Genomic DNA, 18,379 nt, shown 5'->3' with positions numbered 1-18,379 from the left:
CCCAAACAGATCGTTCCAGAACACGAATCCCATGAAGCACAAGACCAGAAGCAGACCGGCCCGATAGGCCATTTCCATCATCCGTTCCGACACCGGCCGGCGGATGACGGCCTCCACCCCGTAGAACAAGAGATGACCGCCGTCGAGGGGGGGAATCGGCAAAAGGTTTAGAAAACCGATGCCCACGGACAGCAGCGCGACGAGCTGCACCAGCCATTCGAAACCCAGTTTGGCCGCCTTGCCAGCCATGTCTGCGATCTTGACGGGACCGCCCAACTGGCACTTGTCCTCGCGCCCGACGGCGAAACGCTGCAAGAACTGGCCGGTGCGCGAGATGACGTGGCCCGTTTCCTCAACCGCCGCAGCAACGGCCCCAACCGGTGTGTAGGTGACAAGACGGGGCTGGCCGAGTTCCTTGTTGTTGACGACGCCGATCACCGCGACCTTGATCTTGTTGCCGAGCGCGTCTTGCTGCTCCATCAACTGCGGGGTCGCGGTCACCGTGACTTCCTTGCCATCGCGCAGCATGACAAAGGTGATGGTATCGCCGGCGCGGCCAGAGACCAGCCGCTGCACATCGCCAAAGGTTTCGACCTTGCTGCCGTCGACGCTGACGAATCGGTCGCCGGGCAGGATGCCTGCCTTCGCCGCCGGACTGTCTGCCGTGACTTCCGCCACCATGGGCTCAGCGACATAACGACCATAGGTGGAAAACAGGACGGCAAAGACGACGATCGCCAGCAGGAAATTGAACAGAGGCCCGGCCGCCACCGTCGCCGCGCGCTTCCAGATAGCCTGGGTGTGGAAGGCAACCTTGCGCTCATCGTCGGTTAGCGTTTCCAGCTCATCCGGCGTCGGCTGGCTGGAGGTGGCGTTCATGTCGCCGACAAATTTGACATAGCCGCCAAGCGGTATGGCGCAGAGCTTCCAACGCGTGCCATGGCTGTCGTTGAAGCCGATGAGTTCGGGGCCGAAGCCGATCGAGAAGGCCTTGACCCCGATGCCGCACCAGCGGCCGACCAGGTAGTGGCCCATTTCGTGGACGAACACCACCACGGTCAGGACGAAGAGGAACGGCACGAGTGTGCCGAGAAGCAAGCCGTCCGTGCTGAAAATCGCGTGAAGAATCCCGTTCAACTCAAGCCCTCAAATTCTTCCGCAGTCGCGCCGTGACTGTGACAGCAATCCAGGCGAATCCAAGGCACGCCCACATCAGATCGTGGAACGACATCATTCAAATCGGAAACAGCCCCTGTGCCGGATGATCAGCGCCCGCCGAAATCCAGCCAATGACGTATAGGGCGAGAGCCGCCGCGACAAGCCCGTCGACACGGTCCATGACGCCACCATGGCCAGGAATGAGCACGCCCGAATCCTTGCGGCCATGCCGCCGTTTGACCCAGGATTCGAACAGGTCGCCGGCCTGGGCGACGATTGAAAGCACAAGCGCCACAAGACCAAGCAAGGCAAGATTGCCGGCACCGGCGGCAGCTGCCAGCATAACCCCGGCGACAACACCACCGACAGCGCCGCCGAGCGCGCCACTGCGCGTCTTGCCCGGCGAAATCGATGGCGCCAGTTTGGGGCCGCCGACGGCGCGCCCGACGAAATAGGCAAAAATGTCGGTCGCCCAGACGACCGCGAACAGGAACAGGATGGCGATGAGGCCCGAATGGTCGCCATCGCGCAGCAGGGCAAGCGACAGGCCGGACACGCTGGCGTAGGCAAGACCRCTCGCMTCCCACTGCCCGGTCTTGCGAACCCGGGCGGCTATCGCCGTTGCGGCAATCAGAATAACGACAAGCAACAGCAGCCAGAAGGCAGGAAACCCGGCAATCAAGGCGCCGATGAAAACGACGACCAGCGCCTCCGGCAGGAAGCCCAGCCCATTGGCAGCAGCCGGCCGCGACATGCGTGTCCACTCGTAAAAGATCATCGCCGACATGGCTGCGCACAGCAGTCGGAAAGGCAGGCCGCCAAGCCAGGTCAGGCCAAGGGCGATGACGGCAAGCACGACCGCTGAAATGACGCGGAGCTGAAGGTTGCTCATCCCGCGGCCGGTCGCGAAGCGACGTCTTGCGGGCCCAATGCGCCAAAGCGGCGCTCGCGACCGGCAAATTCGCGCAGTGCCTCGGCGAGGTGCTCGCGGCTGAAGTCGGGCCAATAGCAAGGCAGGAAGACGAGCTCGCTATAGGCAGCCTGCCACAACAGGAAGTTGGACAGGCGAAGCTCGCCGCTGGTGCGTATGACCAGCTCCGGATCGGGAATGCCTTGCGTGTCGAGACCGCCGGCAAAGCTTTCGGCTGAAATCGATTCGGCGTCGATTTCGCCGCGTGCCACGGCCAAGGCGAGTTTGCGCGCTGTGCGAACGATCTCGTCGCGYCCGCCATAGTTGAAGGCGATGACCAGSGTCAGCGCYTCGTTGCSRGCGGTSAGYGATTCGGCCTCGTCGAGCAGSCCTCTKATGTCGGCCTGCAGCCCTGCCCTGTCGCCGATGATCCTGACCCGCACGCCGCTCTGGTGCAGTTCGGCCAGGTCACGACGGATGAACAGCTTCAGCAGWCCCATCAGGTCGCTGACTTCGGAYTTCGGCCGCGACCAGTTTTCCGACGAGAAAGCGTAGACGGTCAGGAAGGAGATGCCGAGATCCGGTGCCGCGCGCACCGTCTTGCGCAAGGCCTCGACGCCGGCGCGATGACCGGCAAGCCTCGGCATGCCGCGCGCTTTGGCCCAGCGTCCATTTCCATCCATGATGATCGCGACATGCGCGGGCGTTGTCATGATCTCGCTTTCGGGTCAGCCGGCGGCCAACCCTAAACCTGCATGATTTCAGCTTCCTTGTCGGAAAGCAGATGATCGATGGTGCTGATCGTTTCGTCGGTAAGCTTCTGGACCTGGTCGGAACGCTTGCGTTGATCGTCTTCGCTGATGTCGCCGTCCTTCTCCGCCTTCTTCAGGAAGTCCATGCCGTCGCGGCGCACATGGCGCGCGGCGACACGAGCGTTCTCGGCGTAGCCATGCGAGATCTTGACCAGTTCCTTGCGGCGCTGCTCGTTGAGCTCAGGCAGTGGGATCCGGAGATTGGTGCCGTCGACGATCGGGTTGAAACCCAGATTGGATTCGCGGATGGCGCGGTCGACGGCGCCGACCATCGACTTGTCCCAGACCGACACCGAGATCATGCGCGGTTCCGGCACCGAGACGTTGGCCACCTGGTTGATCGGCATGGAGGTGCCATAGGCCTGCACCTGGATCGCATCGAGCAGATTGCTGGAGGCGCGACCGGTCCGCAGCGAAGCCAGATCATGCTTGAACGCGGCGATTGCCCCATCCATGCGCCGCTTGAGATCGTCGTACTCACCACTCATCCTAGTCTCCTCGACCCGTCTGACGCGGGTTCACTGCTTTGGGGCAAAGCCCCATCTTCGAGCCCAATTTTCGAAAGCCGGTTTCCCGACTTTTCGGGATCAGGCCCCGGATCAATCGTCCGCAACGACCGTGCAGCGGCCGCCGCCCCTCAGAATATCGCCGAAACCACCTTTTTCGTGGATCGAATAGACGATTATCGGAATGTTGTTTTCGCGCGCAAGTGCAATCGCAGCCGTATCCATGATGGAAAGGCCGCGTTTTATGACTTCACCATGGCTGATGCGCTCGAAACGGGTCGCATTCGGGTCCTTCTTCGGGTCGGCCGAGTAGACACCGTCGACCTGCGTGCCCTTGAACAGCGCATCCGCGCCGATTTCAGCCGCGCGAAGCGCTGCGGCCGAATCAGTGGTGAAGAACGGATTGCCGGTGCCGCCGGCAAAGATCACCACCCTGCCCTGGTTCATGTAAGCGTCTGCCTGGCGTTGCGAAAAGCTCTCGCAGAGTTCTGGCATGGCGATCGCCGACAGCACCACGGCATCGACGCCGATTTTGTGCAGCGAGGTGCGCAGCGCCAGCGAGTTGATGACCGTGGCAAGCATGCCCATGTGGTCGCCGGTGACGCGGTCSCCRCCCTTGGAGGCKACKGCCACGCCGCGRAAGATATTGCCGCCGCCGATGACGACGCCGACCTCGATGCCCAGMGCGCGGGCCTCGGCGATGTCGGCGGCGATGCGATCCACGACCGASACGTCGATGCCRAAATGCTGTTCGCCCATCAACGCTTCGCCCGACGCTTTCAACAAGACACGTCGGTAGAGGGGCTTCACCGTCATCTGGTCCTCGTCATTTTGCATGTGGTATCCGGGCAGGCATTCACGCAGGCACCATCCCAAAACACTGGGTTCGGATACACGAAGGGCGCCGCGATGTCACGCGGCGCCCGACCGGGAAATTTGTGGCAATCCTGCCCGATCGATCAGTTGGTGGACACACTGGCCGCYACGCCCTCGACAAGCACCGGCGATGCATAGCCGGAGGGCTTGTCGCCGGTTGCAGCACCGCCGGTGACGCGCGCCTGTATCTGCTGCCCGAAATAGGAATAAGGGAACGGCGCCGGAGTTCTGCTGACCTCCTCCAGCCGGTCGCGAAGCCCTGCCGGAATCTCGAAGTCCAGCGCGCCAAGATTGTCCTGCATCTGGCTGAGCGTCGTCGCACCGAGGATGACGGTGGCGATTCCCGGTTGCGTCGCCGCCCAGTTGAGCGCGACCTGCGGCATRCTGCGGCCGAGCTTAGATGCGACCTTYTCGAGYTCGGCCACGATSGCCCAGTTGCGCTCSSTGAAYTTCTGRAASCCCGGATGSGTSGWATTGCGAAAACCRTCGAGCCGGCCMRCRTKTCCGRCCTGAGCCGGTCGRTAYTTGCCGCTGAGCAGCCCGCTGGCCAGCGGGCTCCACACCATGATGCYGGCGCCGTGGCGCGTGCCGAATGGCACGAACTCGTTCTCGATCGCGCGTTCGGCCAGGGAGTATTCGAGCTGCAAGGCCGAAACCGGCTCATATCCGCGCAGCTCGGCGATCGCCTGTGCCCGCCCGGCATACCAGGCCGGCACATCGGACAGGCCGATATGGCGCACCCTGCCCATCCGCACCAAATCATCCAGCGCCCGCATGACCTCTTCGGCCGGCGTCAGCTGGTCCCACACATGCATCAGATAGAGATCGATATAGTCGGTGCCCAACCGCTTCAGCGAAGCATCCACCGCCCGCATGATGTTCTTGCGGCCATTGCCGCCGGCATTCGGATTGCCGGGCTGCATGTTCATGGAGAACTTGCTGGCGATCACCGCGGTGTCGCGCAGGCCCCGYTCGGCGATGAATTCSCCMAGCCAGGYTTCRSYSGTGCCGYCGGTGTAGAGGTCCGCSGTGTCRAAGAAATTGCCGCCKGYCTCGACATAGGCRTCGAACATSGCGCGRGCKGTWTCYCKGTCSGCYCCCCAGCCCCATTCSKTGCCGAARGTCATCGYGCCCAGCGCCAGCCGGCTGACCCTGAGGCCGCTGTTGCCGAGAGTGTAATAGGTCATGGTCATGATCGCTTCCAATGCTCGATGGTGAATGCCGCGGTGTCACTGGCCCAGGGCATCACTGGCCAGGCGTTGCCTTGACCCAAAGGTTGCCGCGCTCATGCGTCTTGCGAAACACGAAGCCGTCGACCCTCCAGCCGGCGGCGGAGCGCGTCAGGTGATGCTCATAGGTGCCCCAGACTTCCCAGAGCGGGTCGCCATTGCCCTCCATCCGGTTCCAGGCATAGCCATTCGACCGGACAGTCGCTGTGTCGGCGGCGAGAACGACTTGATGATTGGTGCGCAGATGCAGGCTTGTCTTGCTGCCCTTGAGGTTGCCGGCCCAGGCGCCGATCAAATCGTCGGAGGCGATGTTGGCCGCAGGCTGGCCGGACAGGCTGCTGAAATCGGCGGTGACCCGATCCGCGAAATAGCTGCGCGCCAGTTTCCAATCCTGGGCGTCGACGGCGCGGTCGATGGCATCGGCAATGCGGATGACCGCGCGTTCGTCTGCGAGCGCTTGCCAGCCGGATGGTTCCGCCCCGCCGGCATCGACCGGCGCCAGCGCCATGCCTGCCGCAAACGTTACGTGCTTCAATGCGTTCATGTCTTTTCTCCTTGATGCCATCAGCGATTGCCGATGTGTGGGCGCCGATGTGTTGGCGACAATGTGGACCGCTGCCCCGGCATCGATAAGATTGCATTGTCCGCAAAGACCATGCGATATCATGCATGAATGGACCGGGATCTGCTTAACCATCTGCCTGTCGTCATTGCCGTTGCCCGGCGCGGCGGCTTTGCGCTTGCCGCAGCCGAACTCGGTATGAGTCCATCAGCCGTCAGCCATGCGGTGCGCCTYGTCGARGAGCGSATYGGYCAGCCKCTGTTYGCGCGCACGACGCGCAGCGTTTCGCTGACCGAAGCCGGCAAGGCGCTGGTGGAGACGGCGGCCCCTGCCCTTCAGGACATTACCGAGCGGATGGACCGCATCCGCGCCGTCAAGGGCCGGCCCTCGGGCCTGCTCAGGCTCAACGTTCCCAACATCGCCATTCCCCTGGCCGTGACGCCCATGGTCGCGGCGATGGCGGAACGCTATCCGGATGTGACAATTGAACTGCTGACGGACCAGGGGCTGATCGACATTGTCGGCGAAGGTTTCGACGCCGGCATCCGGCTGGGCGAAATGATTGCGCAAGACATGGTCACGGTCCGGCTKACGCCRCCGTTCAAGGCSRTCATCGTCGCCTCTCCCGCCTATATCGGACGGCRTGGCCGYCCGCRCRRYGTGGCYGATCTCGCSAACCACAATTGCATCGGCTACCGGCTGGTTCGCTCGGGTGCGCTCTATCGCTGGGATCTGACTGAAGACGGCAAGGATGTCGTTGTGGAGACGAAGGGCACGGTCATCGTTACGGATTCACTCACCGCGATTGACCTGGCGCTTGCCGGACTAGGCCTTGCTTACATGTTCGAACCGCTGGCGCGTGCGGATCTTGCAGCCGGCCGGTTGGTGCAGGTTCTGCCGCAATCGGCAATCGAGGAACCTGGCCTGTTCCTCTACTTTCCACGCCGGGCGGCGATGGCGCCGAAACTACGGGCCTTTATCGACACCGCACAAGAAATTGGCCGGACATCCCTGCGGACATCCGGCCGAAAAACGCTGTCGGAATAAAGCGGTAGGAAGCTTACTTCTTGACCGCMGCCGCGACTTCCGCCGCGAAATCGGTCTCTTCCTTCTCGATGCCYTCGCCRAGCGCGAARCGCARATAGGCGGTRATCTTGGCSGGRGCGCCGATSTCCTTCTCGGCATCCTTCAGCGCCTTCTCGACGGTGATGTCGGGATTGAGCACGAARGCCTGCTTCAARAGCACRACYTCYTCATAGAACTTGCGCAKACGACCCTCGACCATCTTCTCGATGATCGCTTCCGGCTTGCCTGACTGGCGGGCCTGGTCGGAGAAGATCGCCTTCTCACGCTCGACCGCGGCAGGATCGATCTGCTCGGCGGTCAACGCCAGCGGATTGGTGGCGGCGACATGCATGGCGACCTGGCGGCCAAAGGCGTTAGCGGCGTGCTCGTTGCCCGTGGTCTCGATCGCAACCAGCACGCCGAGCTTGCCAAGGCCGTCAGCAACCGCGTTGTGGACATAGGTCGCAACCGCGCCATGCGGAACTGTCAGCTTGGCAGRGCGGCGGAAGCCCAGATTCTCGCCAATGGTGCCGACTGCGTCCTTGATGGTGTCAGTGACCGACTTGTCCGAACCCGGATACTTTGCAGCAGCGACAGCCTCCGTCGTGCCGTAGGCGAGAGCAACCTTGGCGACGTTGGCGACGATTTCCTGGAACGCGGCGTTGCGGGCAACGAAGTCAGTCTCGGAATTGACCTCGACGACGGCGGCCTCGCGCACGCCATTGTCGACGCCGATCAGGCCTTCGGCAGCAGTGCGCCCGGCTTTCTTGTCGGCCTTCGAAATGCCCTTCTTGCGCAGCCAGTCGACGGCCTCTTCCATRTTGCCGTTGGTCTCGGTCAACGCCGCCTTGCAGTCCATCATGCCCGCGCCGGTCAAGTCGCGGAGTTCTTTGACCTGTGCAGCCGAAATGCTCATTGTCGCCTCTTTGTTTAAATGCACCGACGCACCAYCGGTACCGATGGTGCGTCTGTTTAGCGTGCCAAAATATGAGAAAGATGAAGGCCGTTACCGGCCTTCGATTATCAAGCCTCGGGGGCTTCCGATGCCGGAGCCGGATCGAGCGCCGGTTCGACCGGAGCTTCGACCGAAGCGCCGATGTCGACGCCGAGCGCGCCCTGCTGACGGGCGATGCCGTCGATCGCAGCCTTGGCGATCAGGTCGCAATAGAGCTGGATGGCGCGAGCCGCGTCGTCATTGCCGGGGATCGGGAAATCGATCTTGTCCGGGTCGCAGTTCGAATCGATGATGGCGACGACCGGGATGCCGAGACGCTTGGCCTCGAGGATGGCGATCGCTTCCTTGTTGGTGTCGATCACGAACATCAGGTCGGGCGTCGAGCCCATGTCCTTGATGCCGCCCAGCGCCTTGTCGAGCTTCTCGCGCTCGCGGTCGAGGTTCAGGCGCTCCTTCTTGGTGAGGCCCTGGGCCTCGCCGGCCAGCATCTCGTCGAGCTTGCGCAGGCGCTGGATCGAGTTCGAGATTGTCTTCCAGTTGGTCAGCATGCCGCCGAGCCAACGCGAATTGACGTAGTACTGGGCCGAGCGCTGTGCCGCATCGGCGACGATGTCGGACGCCTGGCGCTTGGTGCCGACGAACAGCACGCGGCCGCCCTTGGCGACAGTGTCGGAAACCTGCTTCAGCGCCTGGTGCAGCAAAGGCACCGTCTGCGAGAGGTCGATGATGTGGATGTTGTTGCGGGCGCCATAGATGTAGGGCGCCATCTTCGGGTTCCAGCGATGGGTCTGGTGGCCGAAGTGAATGCCAGCTTCCAAAAGCTGGCGCATGCTGAAATCAGGCAGTGCCATTCTCATTTCCTTTCCGGTTAGCCTCCACGGACACAGGCATTTTTGGACGAAGTCCTCGAACGCCACCGGAGGTTTCAGCCGGATTTCTCCCGGGCAGACACCAAAGTCCGTGTGTGGAATGAGCGGGCATATAGAGGGGAAGTGCGACAAACGCAAGCGCGGCGGCGTTCTACCGCTCAGCGTGCGGCAATCAGCGCTCCGGTGCCGATCATGGCGCTGCCGGCAAACCTGTTCATCAGCCGCATGCGCTTCGGCGTCGTGAACCAGCCCGAAGCCCGGCCAGCAAGGACGGCATAGACACCCATTGTGACGATATTGACGCTGATGACGGTAGCCACCACCAGCAGGCCATCGACAAACGTCAGCGTGTCGAGATCGAGGATCAGCGGCATGATCGAGGCGTGGAACAGGATCGCCTTCGGGTTGCCCAGCGCAATGGACGCAACAAGGAAGAAGGACCGGGACAGTCGCGCCTCGGCCGTCCGCGGCTCATTCGATTGCGTGACCGAGGCCCGCCACATCCTGATGCCAAGAAAGATCAGGTAGGCAGCACCTGCATATTTCAGCAGCAAAAATATCCATTCGAAGGTCTGTGCCAGCGCCACCAACCCGAGCAGCGCCAGAGTGACCAGCACGGCATCGCCGGCGGCGACCCCAACGCCGGCCATGAAGGCACGAACGAACCCGCGCGACACGCCATTGGTGATGACCGCGAACATCGCTGGCCCCGGCGTGGCGGCGGCGAGTGTGACGGCGGCGCAATAGGCGAGAAATGCCGTTGGTGTCATCGCTTGGCCTTTCCATTGGGCACCCGCACGCGACGGAAGATCGCGACGATCTCCTCGCGGCTGCATTCGATGGCGCCGAGCCGCACCGCGCGGTCGCGCTCGAAGCCGGTTATGTCATAATGCGGTGCCGATGTCTTSGGCGGWCCCTGGTAGGACGAGCGCTTGAYGCCGAGCGCGGCGGCAAAGCGATGCAACTCGTCGGTGTCGTCGGCCATCAGGTGGCACCAGCGATGGCCAGCCCACTTCCAGATCGCCGCATCGACATAGACTGCCATCAAGCCCGCCGCGGTCAGCTCAATTGCGCAAACCTGTTATTTCGATACCGGGCAAGGCTTAGTCTGGTCGAACAGCGACAGATTGACCAGCTTGCCGGTCATCGAGAAGTCGCCATAGTCCATGGTGAGATCGCGGGTGATGCCGTTCTCATGCAGCTTGAAGCTGATCCGGTACTCCGGCACTTCTTCGCCATTCTGGGCGCTGTCATCGAAATAAGCGATTTCGACCGGCCAGTATTTGTCGGTGGCGAGCTTCGCCAGCGCCGGAGCCTCCGGATCGGTCTTGTCGGCTTCGGTCTTCTTGCCGACGACTACGGTGGTCGCCATCACCTTGTTGGCGTCCTCCGAACCATCGAACAGGTTCGTCTGGTAGAAATTCTCGCCTTTCTCGGCCTTGCCGATCAGCTCTACAAGATGCTGGGTCGGAAACTGGGTGGCTGCGAGTTCCAGGCTGTTCTTTTCGGGCTTGTCGATATCGACCTTGAGCCCCTTCGTGTCTTTCGTGGCGATGCCCTTGACCTCCTTGTCGAGGTTCTGGTCGACAAAGGATTTGGTCACGAACGAAAAGGTCTTGCCTTCGGCGTCCTCGAAAGTCGTCGTTTGCTGGTCGGTCAGTCGCGTATTGTCATTGGTGACGATCTGGGTCACGAAACGGAATTTCACCGTATAGCCTTCGCAGGCCGAGCCGTTGAACTCGTACACCATGCGACCGGATATGCCTGTTATGCCGGAGCGGTCGGAGGCCTTGTTGAGGGTGAGGTCATACACGGCGCGATGCGCCTGCAGCGCCGGCACGGCGAAAGCGGGGACTATCGGCAAGGCCGCCGACAACAGGACGGCGTGGAATGCAAGGCGCGCTGCGCGCATGAGGTACTCCGATCGTCGCGGCTGATGGCAGGCCGCAGGGAAAGATGGTCCAGCTTAAAAAAAGTCGTGGCGGAAGCGAGGCAAAAATAGCAATTTCGGCCCGGCYAGCGCAGCACCTTCCAGCAATAGGGAAAAGCAATGAGTGAAACAATCGAAAAGCGGCTAAGTGATCTCGGCGTGACGCTTCCTGCCGCCGCCGCGCCTGCCGCCAACTACGTGCCCTATTGCAGGTCAGGCAATCTGCTGTTCACCGCCGGGCAACTGCCGCTCAAGGACGGCAAGCTGCAGGCAAGCGGCCTGCTTGGCCGCGATGTCGATACCGCGGCCGGCAAGGACGCGGCAAAATACTGCGCGATCAACATTCTGGCGCAGGCTAAGGCAGCACTCGGCGACCTCGAGAAAATCCGCCGCCTGGTCAAGATCACCGTCTTCGTCGCCTCGGCAACGGACTTTGTCGAACAGCATCTGGTTGCCAACGGCGCCTCCGATTTCCTGGTCGCTGCCCTTGGCGAGCGTGGCAAGCATGCCCGTTCAGCCGTCGGCACCGCCTCCCTGCCGCTTAATGCCGCAGTGGAAATCGAAGCGATCTTCGAAGTCGAATGAACGAAGGCCTGACATGACCGACCTCTCCTGGCTGACTGCCCGGCCCGTTGCCCATCGCGGCTTTCACGACATGAACAAGACGCGCTGGGAAAACACGCTGTCCGCCTTCGCCGCCGCCGCCGAACGCGGCTACGCCATCGAATGCGACGTGCATCTGTCGTCGGACGGCGTTCCCATCATCATCCATGACGACGACCTGAAAAGACTGACCGGACAGGACGGCTTCGTCTGGCAGCGAAGCGCGGCCGAATTGACCGCGCTCAGGGTTGGCGGCACAGCCGACCATTTGCCGACGCTGCAGGAAGCGCTCGATCTCGTCGATGGCCGCGTGCCCATGGTGGTCGAACTGAAAGGGATTCCCGGCCGTGACGACGGCCTTGTGGCGCGCGTCGGCAAGATGCTCAAGCGCTACAAGGGCAAGGCAGCGATCATGTCGTTCGATCACTGGCTGATCCGCGATTTCCCGAAACATGCGCCCGGCATTCCCGCTGGATTGACCGCCTACGGCAAGGACCTCAAGCTGATCGAAGCGCATTTTTCCATGCTGGCGCACGAACTCTCCTTCACCTCCTACGCCGCSGGCGACYTGCCGAACCCGTTCGTCAGCTTCGTGCGTGAAAAGCTCAAAATGCCTGTCATCACCTGGACGGTGCATGATCAACCCGCGATCGACCTRACCTTCAAATATGCCGATCAGATGACATTCGAAGGGTTCGAACCCGACCTGGTCAAAGTCGCCTAAGCGGTGTGTCTGAAACGTGACTTGTAGCGGCCCGGATGGAGCTTAAATAAGCCTCATGGATCAGGGCGACGATGGTGACGGGCAAACAGCAAATGCGGACTATTCGATCCGCATCGCCGCGGGCATCGGCGCATTCACCAGCGACGAGTGGAACGGCTTTGCCGGCACCACGCGCGGCGATGCGGAAAATGGCTATAACCCGCTCGTTTCATTCGCTTTTTTAAGCGCACTGGAAGATTCCGGCTGCGCCGTGCGGCGCACCGGCTGGCAGGGACATCATTTGCGGCTGGAGACAGCGCAAGGCAGGCTGCTGGGCGCCATCCCATGCTATCTCAAATCGCACAGCCAGGGCGAATATGTGTTCGATCACGGCTGGTCGGATGCCTTCGAGCGCGCCGGCGGCCGCTATTACCCGAAACTGCAATGCGCTGTGCCGTTCACGCCGGTCACCGGCCCTCGCCTGCTGGTCGGCAAGGGCGAGGATCCGGATGCGGTGAAGGCCGGGCTTGCCGCCGGCCTCAAAATGGTGACCGACAAGCTCGGCGTGTCCTCGGCGCATGTCACTTTCGCCAGGGAAAGCGACGTCGCGACGCTCGAGGCCGCAGGCTTCCTGCATCGCACCGACCAGCAATTCCACTTCTTCAACGAAGGCTTTTCGACCTATGACGACTTCCTCGCCACGCTTGCCTCGCGCAAGCGCAAGGCAATGAAGAAGGAACGCCGCGAGGCGCTCGCCCCGGGCATCACGATCGATTGGCTGACCGGCAAGGACCTGACCGAAAAGGCCTGGGATGATTTCTACGCCTTTTACACGGACACCGGCAGCCGCAAATGGGGCCGCCCCTATCTGAACCGCCAGTTCTTCTCGCTGATCGGCGAGCGCATGGCGGACGACATCCTGCTGGTGATGGCCAAACGCAACGGGCGCTACGTGGCCGGCGCCATCAATTTCATCGGCTCCGACGCGCTCTACGGCCGCAACTGGGGTTGCATCGAGGATCACCCCTTCCTGCATTTCGAGGTCTGCTACCACCAGGCCATCGACTTCGCCATCGAACGCAAGCTGAAGGTGGTCGAGGCGGGTGCGCAGGGAGAGCACAAGCTGGCGCGCGGCTACCGGCCGGTGGCCATGCATTCCGCCCACTACATTTCGCACCCCGGCCTGCGCAATGCGGTGGCCGACTACCTCAAGCGCGAGCGGCGCGAGGTGGAGCGAATGGGCGAATATCTGGAAGAACATACCCCGTTTCGCAAGGATCTCGAGGAATAGCAGGCTTTTGGCATGCCTGCTGACGCTGTTTACCGTCCGGCCGGAATCCGCTAAACAATGCCCCGGGACATGGGTGCGCAAGCACCCTGGGGGGAACATGCAGGGTTTGGCATCTCTGGGTGTCGGGCAATGGCTCGGTGCGGCGGGGCTCGTGGCTGCGCCGACTTTGGTTGCCTGGCTTGAAGGCAGGCGCACGGCCTGGCCTCTCGGCTTCGCGACCTTCTTTCTCCTTTTCGGCCTCGCGCATCTCCTGTTTCCAGGCAACATCGTCGCCTTGTGGGCGGCACTGATGCTGACGGCGATCATCGGCATCGTCTCCAAACTGAAGCATCGCTATCTCGGCTTCAATTTCCTCGCCGGTGACATCTATCATCTCGCGGCAAGCAGCTTTCGCGGCGTGCTGGCCGATCATGCGCGCATGACGATCCCTGCCCTCTCGGCCATGATCTCCATCGTCCTGGGGATGATTGTCCTGGCGCGGATGCTCGCCGAACCGGCGATACCGCTGCCACAGCGCCTTGCGGTGTTCAGCACGGCAGCCTTTGTCTATCTGTGCGTTCTCTGGGGAAGCGGCGGCCCGAAGCGATTTCGCTTTCACCATCTGACCGACGGCCGGTTTCACCTATCCGCCTTCGTCGCCTCATGGTTCGGCGCCGGGCCGTCGCGGCGCCCGGTTTTCGTCGACATCGATCCGGAGCCGTTGCCGCTCTTGCCGCCGGTGCCGGCAAGCCGACCGGCGCATGAACGACCGCCACACATCATCATGATCCTGCATGAATCGACATTCGACCCGAGGCGGCTCGGCATAGCGATCGATGACCTGTCTAAGCGCTTCTTCACGCCACCGGACGCTCTCTCAGGCGTGCTGCATGTCGACGTCTTCGGCGGCAGTACGCTGCAGACCGAGTTTTCGGTGCTGACGGGCCTCTCTTCGCTCTCGTTCGGCAATGACAGCCGCTACGTCTATCATCTTCTGAGCGGACGCGTGCGGCACACACTTCCGTCCGTACTGAGCGGCATCGGCTACACCGTGTCCCATATCAGCTGCGACCGGCCTTCCTTCGTCAATTGTGGCCGGTTCTACCAATCGGTTGGGTTTGACGAGGTCAACTATGCCGAGACCTTGCCGCCACCGTTCGACGCCGAACGCTGGAAGCGGTAAAACCACGACGAACAACTCTACGATCACGCACTCGACCAGCTTTCGGGCCGCGTCGCCTCCGGCAGACCGTGCTTCCTTTCGATCGCGACCCTGATGAACCATGGCGACCACCGCCGCCGTATCTTTCCCATCGAGCGTCATGCGCAAGTCCGCCGCGAGGCCGTCGCGGCAACCGGCATTCCCTCCTATGGCGAATATGCCGTGCGGCTGGCCGAGAGCGTCGCAGCCTATGCCGCCTTTCACAGACGGCTCGAAATCTTGTTGAACGGCCAGCCGGCGATAATCGTCCGCTATGGCGACCATCAGCCGTCCTTCACCACGGCGCTTACCGGACTGCGGCCTTCCGACCCGGCGTTGCGCCAGACATTCTATGCCGTCGAGGCCGTGAACTGCAGGCTGCCGGACGATCTTGCGGCTCCGCCGATGCTGGATTGCGCTTTCCTGTCGACGCTGACCTTGCTGGCCGCCGGGCTTCCACTCGATCCGGTGTCCGCCACGCGAGCCGCCTTGTTGAACGACTGCGCCGCACCTTATTTCGACGCTGCGTCGCCGCGCAAAAGACGCTTCCATCGCGCGCTGGTCGAAGCTGGCATGGTCGATCTCGCCTGATCACCCGCCACATCGTCTTGCCGCTCCGGGAGAGCTTCGCTACACGAGACGGCGAGGCACAATCCGGAGTGTTCGCYATGGCTGAAACCGCCTATGACACCGACAACATCTTCGCSAARATCCTGCGYGGMGAAATTCCGTCGCACCGCRTYTACGAAGAYGAYGCSGTYGTKGCCTTCATGGAYGTGATGCCGCAGGGACCGGGCCACACGCTCGTGGTACCAAAAGCGCCGTCGCGCAACCTGCTCGATGCCGATCCATCGACCTTCGGTCTACTTTTCACGGTCGTCCAGAAAGTGGCGCTGGCCGTCAAGAAGGCGCTCGATGCCGACGGCGTCACAATCTTGCAGTTCAACGAGCCGGCCTCCGGGCAGACCGTCTATCACCTGCACGTCCATGTCATCCCGCGCTTCGAGGGCGTGCCGCTGAAGCCGCATAGCGGTGGGATGGAGAAGCCCGAAGTGCTGGCCGGGAACGCCGAAAAGATACGGGCTGTGCTCGGAAGCTGACCCGCACCTCGTTTCGCGGATGGAAGAAGGTTTAGGCGGCGGCTTGAGCCAGCCGGTCGATCGCGCTTGGCTGAGCGCCATCTCGCAGGCGCTGGCGGATTGCATCCGCGCACTTCTCAGGGCTGAGGACCGAGGTGTCGACCTCAAGATCGTATAGGCCCGGCTGGTGCACCGCCTCCTGCCACAGGCGCACCGGCAAAGGCACAGGATCGTCTGAAGAGCCGGTGACATAACCCCTGCCCGCCTCGCTGGCAGCTCGCCTTTCCATAATGATTTCAATCGGACAGCGCACGCCGACCAGCAGTGCCGGCAGGCCGGCGAGCAGACGCGCGCAGTCGGTGAGACAATCGAGGGGCTTCGAATAGGCATCGTGATGGCCGACATCCGTCACGACGTTCAGCCCCAGTCGGCTATGCGCCGCGATCGATTCGTAGAGGGCGGCGTACAAACGCGGCACAAAAACTTCGAGGTCCGGGCGTTCGCCGCCAGGACGCAACCCTATTCCCGGACGAAGTTGCGGCGGCGTGATCTGCTCATAGCTGTCGACACCCAGAGTCGCCCACGGGCCATCGAAGCTTTCCTGGATGGCTCGAGCGATGCTCGACTTTCCTGACCTCGGCGCGCCGTTGAGGATGATGATCTGGCCTGCCATAGCCACCCTATTGTCCAAATGAAAAAAGCCCCGTTGCCGGGGCTTTTTCGAGTGAGTTCGGATCAACCCTTGCGGGGCAGTTGCGGAACCAGGCTGCGCTTGCCGCCATCCTTGCCCTTGGGCTCCGGCTTCTGCGCCACGAGCTTCTTTGCGGCAGGCTTCTTGGCCACGGCCTTGGSYGGCTTCGGCGCSTCTTCCGGCTCTTCCTTCTTCGGCTTSACCGGAGCCTCGTCGGCCAGCGATTCGAGCTTCAGGCCGGTCTCGCCGGTTTCCTTCTTCTCGACGGTTACGCGCACCGTGCCGCCCTTCTTGAGCTTACCGAACAGCACCTCGTCGGCCAGCGGCTTCTTGATGTGCTCCTGGATCACACGGCCGAGCGGCCGCGCACCCATGCGCTCGTCATAGCCCTTGTCGGCAAGCCAGGCGATCGCGTCCGGCGACAGGTCGAAGGTGACGCCACGCTCGGAGAGCTGCGCCTCGAGCTGCATGACGAACTTCTGCACCACCTGATGGATGACCGGCACCGGCAGCGAGCCGAACGGGATGATCGCATCCAGACGGTTGCGGAACTCCGGCGTGAACAGCCGGTTGATCGCCTCGACATCGTCGCCTTCGCGCTTGGTCGACCCGAAACCGATCGCCGCCCGCTGCGCATCGGATGCGCCCGCATTGGTGGTCATGATCAGGATGACATTGCGGAAGTCGATCTGCTTGCCGTTATGGTCGGTCAGCTTGCCGTGGTCCATCACCTGCAACAGGATGTTGAACAGGTCCGGATGTGCCTTCTCGACCTCGTCCAGCAACAGCACGCAGTGCGGATGCTGGTCGACACCGTCGGTCAACAGGCCGCCCTGGTCAAAGCCGACATAGCCGGGAGGCGCGCCGATCAGCCGCGAAACGGTGTGGCGTTCCATATATTCCGACATGTCGAAGCGGATCAGYTCGACGCCGAGCGAGGCRGCMARYTGCTTGGCSACTTCGGTCTTGCCGACGCCGGTYGGMCCCGAGAACAGGTAGGAGCCGATGGGCTTCTCCGGTTCGCGCAGGCCGGCACGGGCCAGCTTGATCGCCGAGGTCAGCGCGCTGATGGCGGTGTCCTGGCCATAGACGACGCGCTTCAGCTCGATATCGAGGCCTTGCAGCACCTTCTCGTCATCGGCCGAAACCGTCTTCGGCGGAATGCGCGCCATGGTGGCGATCGTGGCTTCGATCTCCTTGATACCAATGGTCTTCTTGCGCTTGGCTTCCGGCACCAGCATCTGCGAGGCGCCGGTCTCGTCGATCACGTCGATCGCCTTATCCGGCAGCTTGCGGTCGTTGATATAGCGCGCCGACAGCTCCACCGAAGCCTTGATCGCCTCGTTGGTGAACTTCACCTTGTGGAATTCCTCATAGTAGGGCTTGAGGCCCTTCATGATCTCGATGGCGTCCTCGATGGTCGGCTCGTTGACGTCGATCTTCTGGAAGCGCCGCACCAGAGCGCGGTCCTTCTCGAAGAACTGGCGGAATTCCTTGTAGGTGGTCGAGCCGATGCAGCGGATCGCACCGGACGACAAAGCCGGCTTCAACAGGTTCGACGCATCCATGGCGCCGCCTGACGTGGCACCCGCACCAATCACGGTGTGGATCTCGTCGATGAACAGCACGGCGCCCGGATAATCCTCGAGTTCCTTGACGACCTGCTTCAGCCGTTCCTCGAAATCGCCGCGGTAGCGCGTGCCGGCCAGCAGCGTGCCCATGTCGAGCGCGAAGATGGTGGCGTTGTGCAGCACTTCGGGAACGTCGCCCTCGACGATGCGCTTGGCGAGGCCCTCGGCGATCGCCGTCTTGCCGACGCCGGGATCACCGACATAGAGCGGGTTGTTCTTGGAGCGGCGGCACAGCACCTGGATGGTGCGGTTGATCTCCGACTCACGGCCGATCAGCGGGTCGATCTTGCCGGCCTTGGCCTTGTTGTTGAGGTTGACGCAGTAAGCCG

General features: G+C 62.4%; 21 protein-coding genes. 7 read left to right on the top strand and 14 right to left on the bottom strand.

All coding sequences use genetic code 11. The features are described 5' to 3' along the window. From rseP to AC1DX0_RS15745, 7 genes are all read right to left on the bottom strand, one after another. The coding region (rseP, locus tag AC1DX0_RS15775; RefSeq protein ID WP_477356001.1) for an RIP metalloprotease RseP at window positions 1-1,137 on the bottom strand (1,137 nt) is incomplete at its 3' end. A 97-nt stretch (window positions 1,138-1,234) separates the two neighbouring features. After that, a complete protein-coding gene (locus AC1DX0_RS15770; RefSeq protein WP_477355998.1) occupies window positions 1,235-2,050 on the bottom strand; it encodes a phosphatidate cytidylyltransferase in 816 nt (271 codons plus the stop codon). Further along, on the bottom strand, window positions 2,047-2,781 hold the full coding sequence (locus AC1DX0_RS15765) for an isoprenyl transferase (protein WP_477355995.1): 735 nt from the start codon (window positions 2,779-2,781) through the stop codon (window positions 2,047-2,049). The genes AC1DX0_RS15770 and AC1DX0_RS15765 overlap by 4 nt, the downstream gene beginning before the upstream one ends. A 32-nt stretch (window positions 2,782-2,813) precedes the next feature. Next, entirely contained in the window at window positions 2,814-3,368 is a 555-nt protein-coding gene (gene frr / locus AC1DX0_RS15760; RefSeq protein ID WP_111546531.1) for a ribosome recycling factor, read from the bottom strand. A gap of 111 nt (window positions 3,369-3,479) precedes the next feature. Next, window positions 3,480-4,202 (bottom strand): UMP kinase, encoded by a 723-nt coding sequence (pyrH, locus tag AC1DX0_RS15755; protein ID WP_115143571.1) that lies wholly within the window; start codon window positions 4,200-4,202, stop codon window positions 3,480-3,482. 143 nt (window positions 4,203-4,345) lie between these two features. Beyond that, complete coding sequence (locus AC1DX0_RS15750) at window positions 4,346-5,455, bottom strand: aldo/keto reductase (protein WP_477355993.1); 1,110 nt, start codon at window positions 5,453-5,455, stop codon at window positions 4,346-4,348. Window positions 5,456-5,507: 52 nt separating this feature from the next. Continuing rightward, window positions 5,508-6,035, bottom strand: coding sequence for a nuclear transport factor 2 family protein (locus tag AC1DX0_RS15745; protein ID WP_477220460.1), 528 nt, complete (start codon window positions 6,033-6,035; stop codon window positions 5,508-5,510). 129 nt (window positions 6,036-6,164) lie between these two features. Here AC1DX0_RS15745 and AC1DX0_RS15740 point away from each other — a divergent pair, with 129 nt between their 5' ends. Beyond that, window positions 6,165-7,100, top strand: a complete 936-nt coding sequence (locus AC1DX0_RS15740) for a LysR family transcriptional regulator (protein WP_477355990.1) — start codon at window positions 6,165-6,167, stop codon at window positions 7,098-7,100. 13 nt (window positions 7,101-7,113) lie between these two features. Here the strand turns inward: AC1DX0_RS15740 and tsf are convergent, their stop codons facing one another. From tsf to AC1DX0_RS15715, 5 genes are all read right to left on the bottom strand, one after another. Then, window positions 7,114-8,034: a translation elongation factor Ts gene (tsf, locus tag AC1DX0_RS15735; RefSeq protein ID WP_477355987.1), complete on the bottom strand. Its 921-nt coding sequence runs from the start codon at window positions 8,032-8,034 to the stop codon at window positions 7,114-7,116. A gap of 107 nt (window positions 8,035-8,141) precedes the next feature. Then, window positions 8,142-8,924: a 30S ribosomal protein S2 gene (rpsB, locus tag AC1DX0_RS15730; protein WP_023777441.1), complete on the bottom strand. Its 783-nt coding sequence runs from the start codon at window positions 8,922-8,924 to the stop codon at window positions 8,142-8,144. A 176-nt stretch (window positions 8,925-9,100) separates the two neighbouring features. Further along, window positions 9,101-9,712: a LysE family translocator gene (locus tag AC1DX0_RS15725; RefSeq protein ID WP_477220458.1), complete on the bottom strand. Its 612-nt coding sequence runs from the start codon at window positions 9,710-9,712 to the stop codon at window positions 9,101-9,103. Beyond that, complete coding sequence (locus tag AC1DX0_RS15720; RefSeq protein WP_477355984.1) at window positions 9,709-9,987, bottom strand: DUF4031 domain-containing protein; 279 nt, start codon at window positions 9,985-9,987, stop codon at window positions 9,709-9,711. Before AC1DX0_RS15720 ends, AC1DX0_RS15725 begins: the two co-directional genes overlap by 4 nt. Window positions 9,988-10,023: 36 nt before the next feature. Then, window positions 10,024-10,854, bottom strand: coding sequence for a cell envelope integrity EipB family protein (locus AC1DX0_RS15715; RefSeq protein WP_477220457.1), 831 nt, complete (start codon window positions 10,852-10,854; stop codon window positions 10,024-10,026). Window positions 10,855-10,992: 138 nt separating this feature from the next. On the opposite strand from AC1DX0_RS15715, the gene AC1DX0_RS15710 reads away from it, so the two are divergent. The 6 genes from AC1DX0_RS15710 to AC1DX0_RS15685 all read left to right on the top strand — a co-directional run bounded on the left by AC1DX0_RS15710 (window position 10,993) and on the right by AC1DX0_RS15685 (window position 15,749). Then, on the top strand, window positions 10,993-11,457 hold the full coding sequence (locus AC1DX0_RS15710) for a RidA family protein (protein ID WP_477220456.1): 465 nt from the start codon (window positions 10,993-10,995) through the stop codon (window positions 11,455-11,457). A gap of 13 nt (window positions 11,458-11,470) precedes the next feature. Next, complete coding sequence (locus tag AC1DX0_RS15705) at window positions 11,471-12,199, top strand: glycerophosphodiester phosphodiesterase (RefSeq protein ID WP_477220455.1); 729 nt, start codon at window positions 11,471-11,473, stop codon at window positions 12,197-12,199. A 55-nt stretch (window positions 12,200-12,254) separates the two neighbouring features. Beyond that, window positions 12,255-13,469 carry a GNAT family N-acetyltransferase gene (locus AC1DX0_RS15700; RefSeq protein ID WP_477220454.1) on the top strand — a complete coding sequence of 405 codons (1,215 nt, stop codon included), beginning with the start codon at window positions 12,255-12,257 and terminating at the stop codon, window positions 13,467-13,469. A gap of 97 nt (window positions 13,470-13,566) precedes the next feature. After that, window positions 13,567-14,631 carry an LTA synthase family protein gene (locus tag AC1DX0_RS15695; RefSeq protein ID WP_477220453.1) on the top strand — a complete coding sequence of 355 codons (1,065 nt, stop codon included), beginning with the start codon at window positions 13,567-13,569 and terminating at the stop codon, window positions 14,629-14,631. A gap of 93 nt (window positions 14,632-14,724) precedes the next feature. Further along, entirely contained in the window at window positions 14,725-15,240 is a 516-nt protein-coding gene (locus AC1DX0_RS15690) for a hypothetical protein (RefSeq protein ID WP_477220452.1), read from the top strand. Window positions 15,241-15,317: 77 nt separating this feature from the next. Continuing rightward, window positions 15,318-15,749: an HIT family protein gene (locus AC1DX0_RS15685; protein ID WP_477355981.1), complete on the top strand. Its 432-nt coding sequence runs from the start codon at window positions 15,318-15,320 to the stop codon at window positions 15,747-15,749. 31 nt (window positions 15,750-15,780) lie between these two features. Here AC1DX0_RS15685 and AC1DX0_RS15680 read toward each other — a convergent pair whose 3' ends face one another. Together AC1DX0_RS15680 and AC1DX0_RS15675 are read right to left on the bottom strand one after the other, a co-directional pair. After that, window positions 15,781-16,401: a chloramphenicol phosphotransferase CPT family protein gene (locus tag AC1DX0_RS15680; RefSeq protein ID WP_477220450.1), complete on the bottom strand. Its 621-nt coding sequence runs from the start codon at window positions 16,399-16,401 to the stop codon at window positions 15,781-15,783. Between the two features lie 62 nt (window positions 16,402-16,463). Beyond that, on the bottom strand, window positions 16,464-18,379 hold a 1,916-nt coding region (locus tag AC1DX0_RS15675), incomplete at its 5' end, for an AAA family ATPase (RefSeq protein ID WP_477355978.1).

The organism is Mesorhizobium sp. P3_A9, assembly GCF_056402975.1.
Note: the sequence above shows the minus strand (reverse complement) of the source record. Positions and strands in the feature narration are given on the sequence as shown.

Excerpts from the sequence above, each read along its gene's own strand:
- frr (WP_111546531.1), bottom strand. The coding sequence starts at position 3,368 with ATGAGTGGTGAGTACGACGATCTCAAGCGGCGCATGGATGGGGCAATC.
- AC1DX0_RS15745 (WP_477220460.1), bottom strand. The coding sequence starts at position 6,035 with ATGAACGCATTGAAGCACGTAACGTTTGCGGCAGGCATGGCGCTGGCG.
- rpsB (WP_023777441.1), bottom strand. The coding sequence starts at position 8,924 with ATGGCACTGCCTGATTTCAGCATGCGCCAGCTTTTGGAAGCTGGCATT.
- AC1DX0_RS15725 (WP_477220458.1), bottom strand. The coding sequence starts at position 9,712 with ATGACACCAACGGCATTTCTCGCCTATTGCGCCGCCGTCACACTCGCC.
- AC1DX0_RS15715 (WP_477220457.1), bottom strand. The coding sequence starts at position 10,854 with ATGCGCGCAGCGCGCCTTGCATTCCACGCCGTCCTGTTGTCGGCGGCC.
- AC1DX0_RS15710 (WP_477220456.1), top strand. The coding sequence starts at position 10,993 with ATGAGTGAAACAATCGAAAAGCGGCTAAGTGATCTCGGCGTGACGCTT.
- AC1DX0_RS15700 (WP_477220454.1), top strand. The coding sequence starts at position 12,255 with ATGGATCAGGGCGACGATGGTGACGGGCAAACAGCAAATGCGGACTAT.
- AC1DX0_RS15695 (WP_477220453.1), top strand. The coding sequence starts at position 13,567 with ATGCAGGGTTTGGCATCTCTGGGTGTCGGGCAATGGCTCGGTGCGGCG.
- AC1DX0_RS15690 (WP_477220452.1), top strand. The coding sequence starts at position 14,725 with ATGAACCATGGCGACCACCGCCGCCGTATCTTTCCCATCGAGCGTCAT.
- AC1DX0_RS15680 (WP_477220450.1), bottom strand. The coding sequence starts at position 16,401 with ATGGCAGGCCAGATCATCATCCTCAACGGCGCGCCGAGGTCAGGAAAG.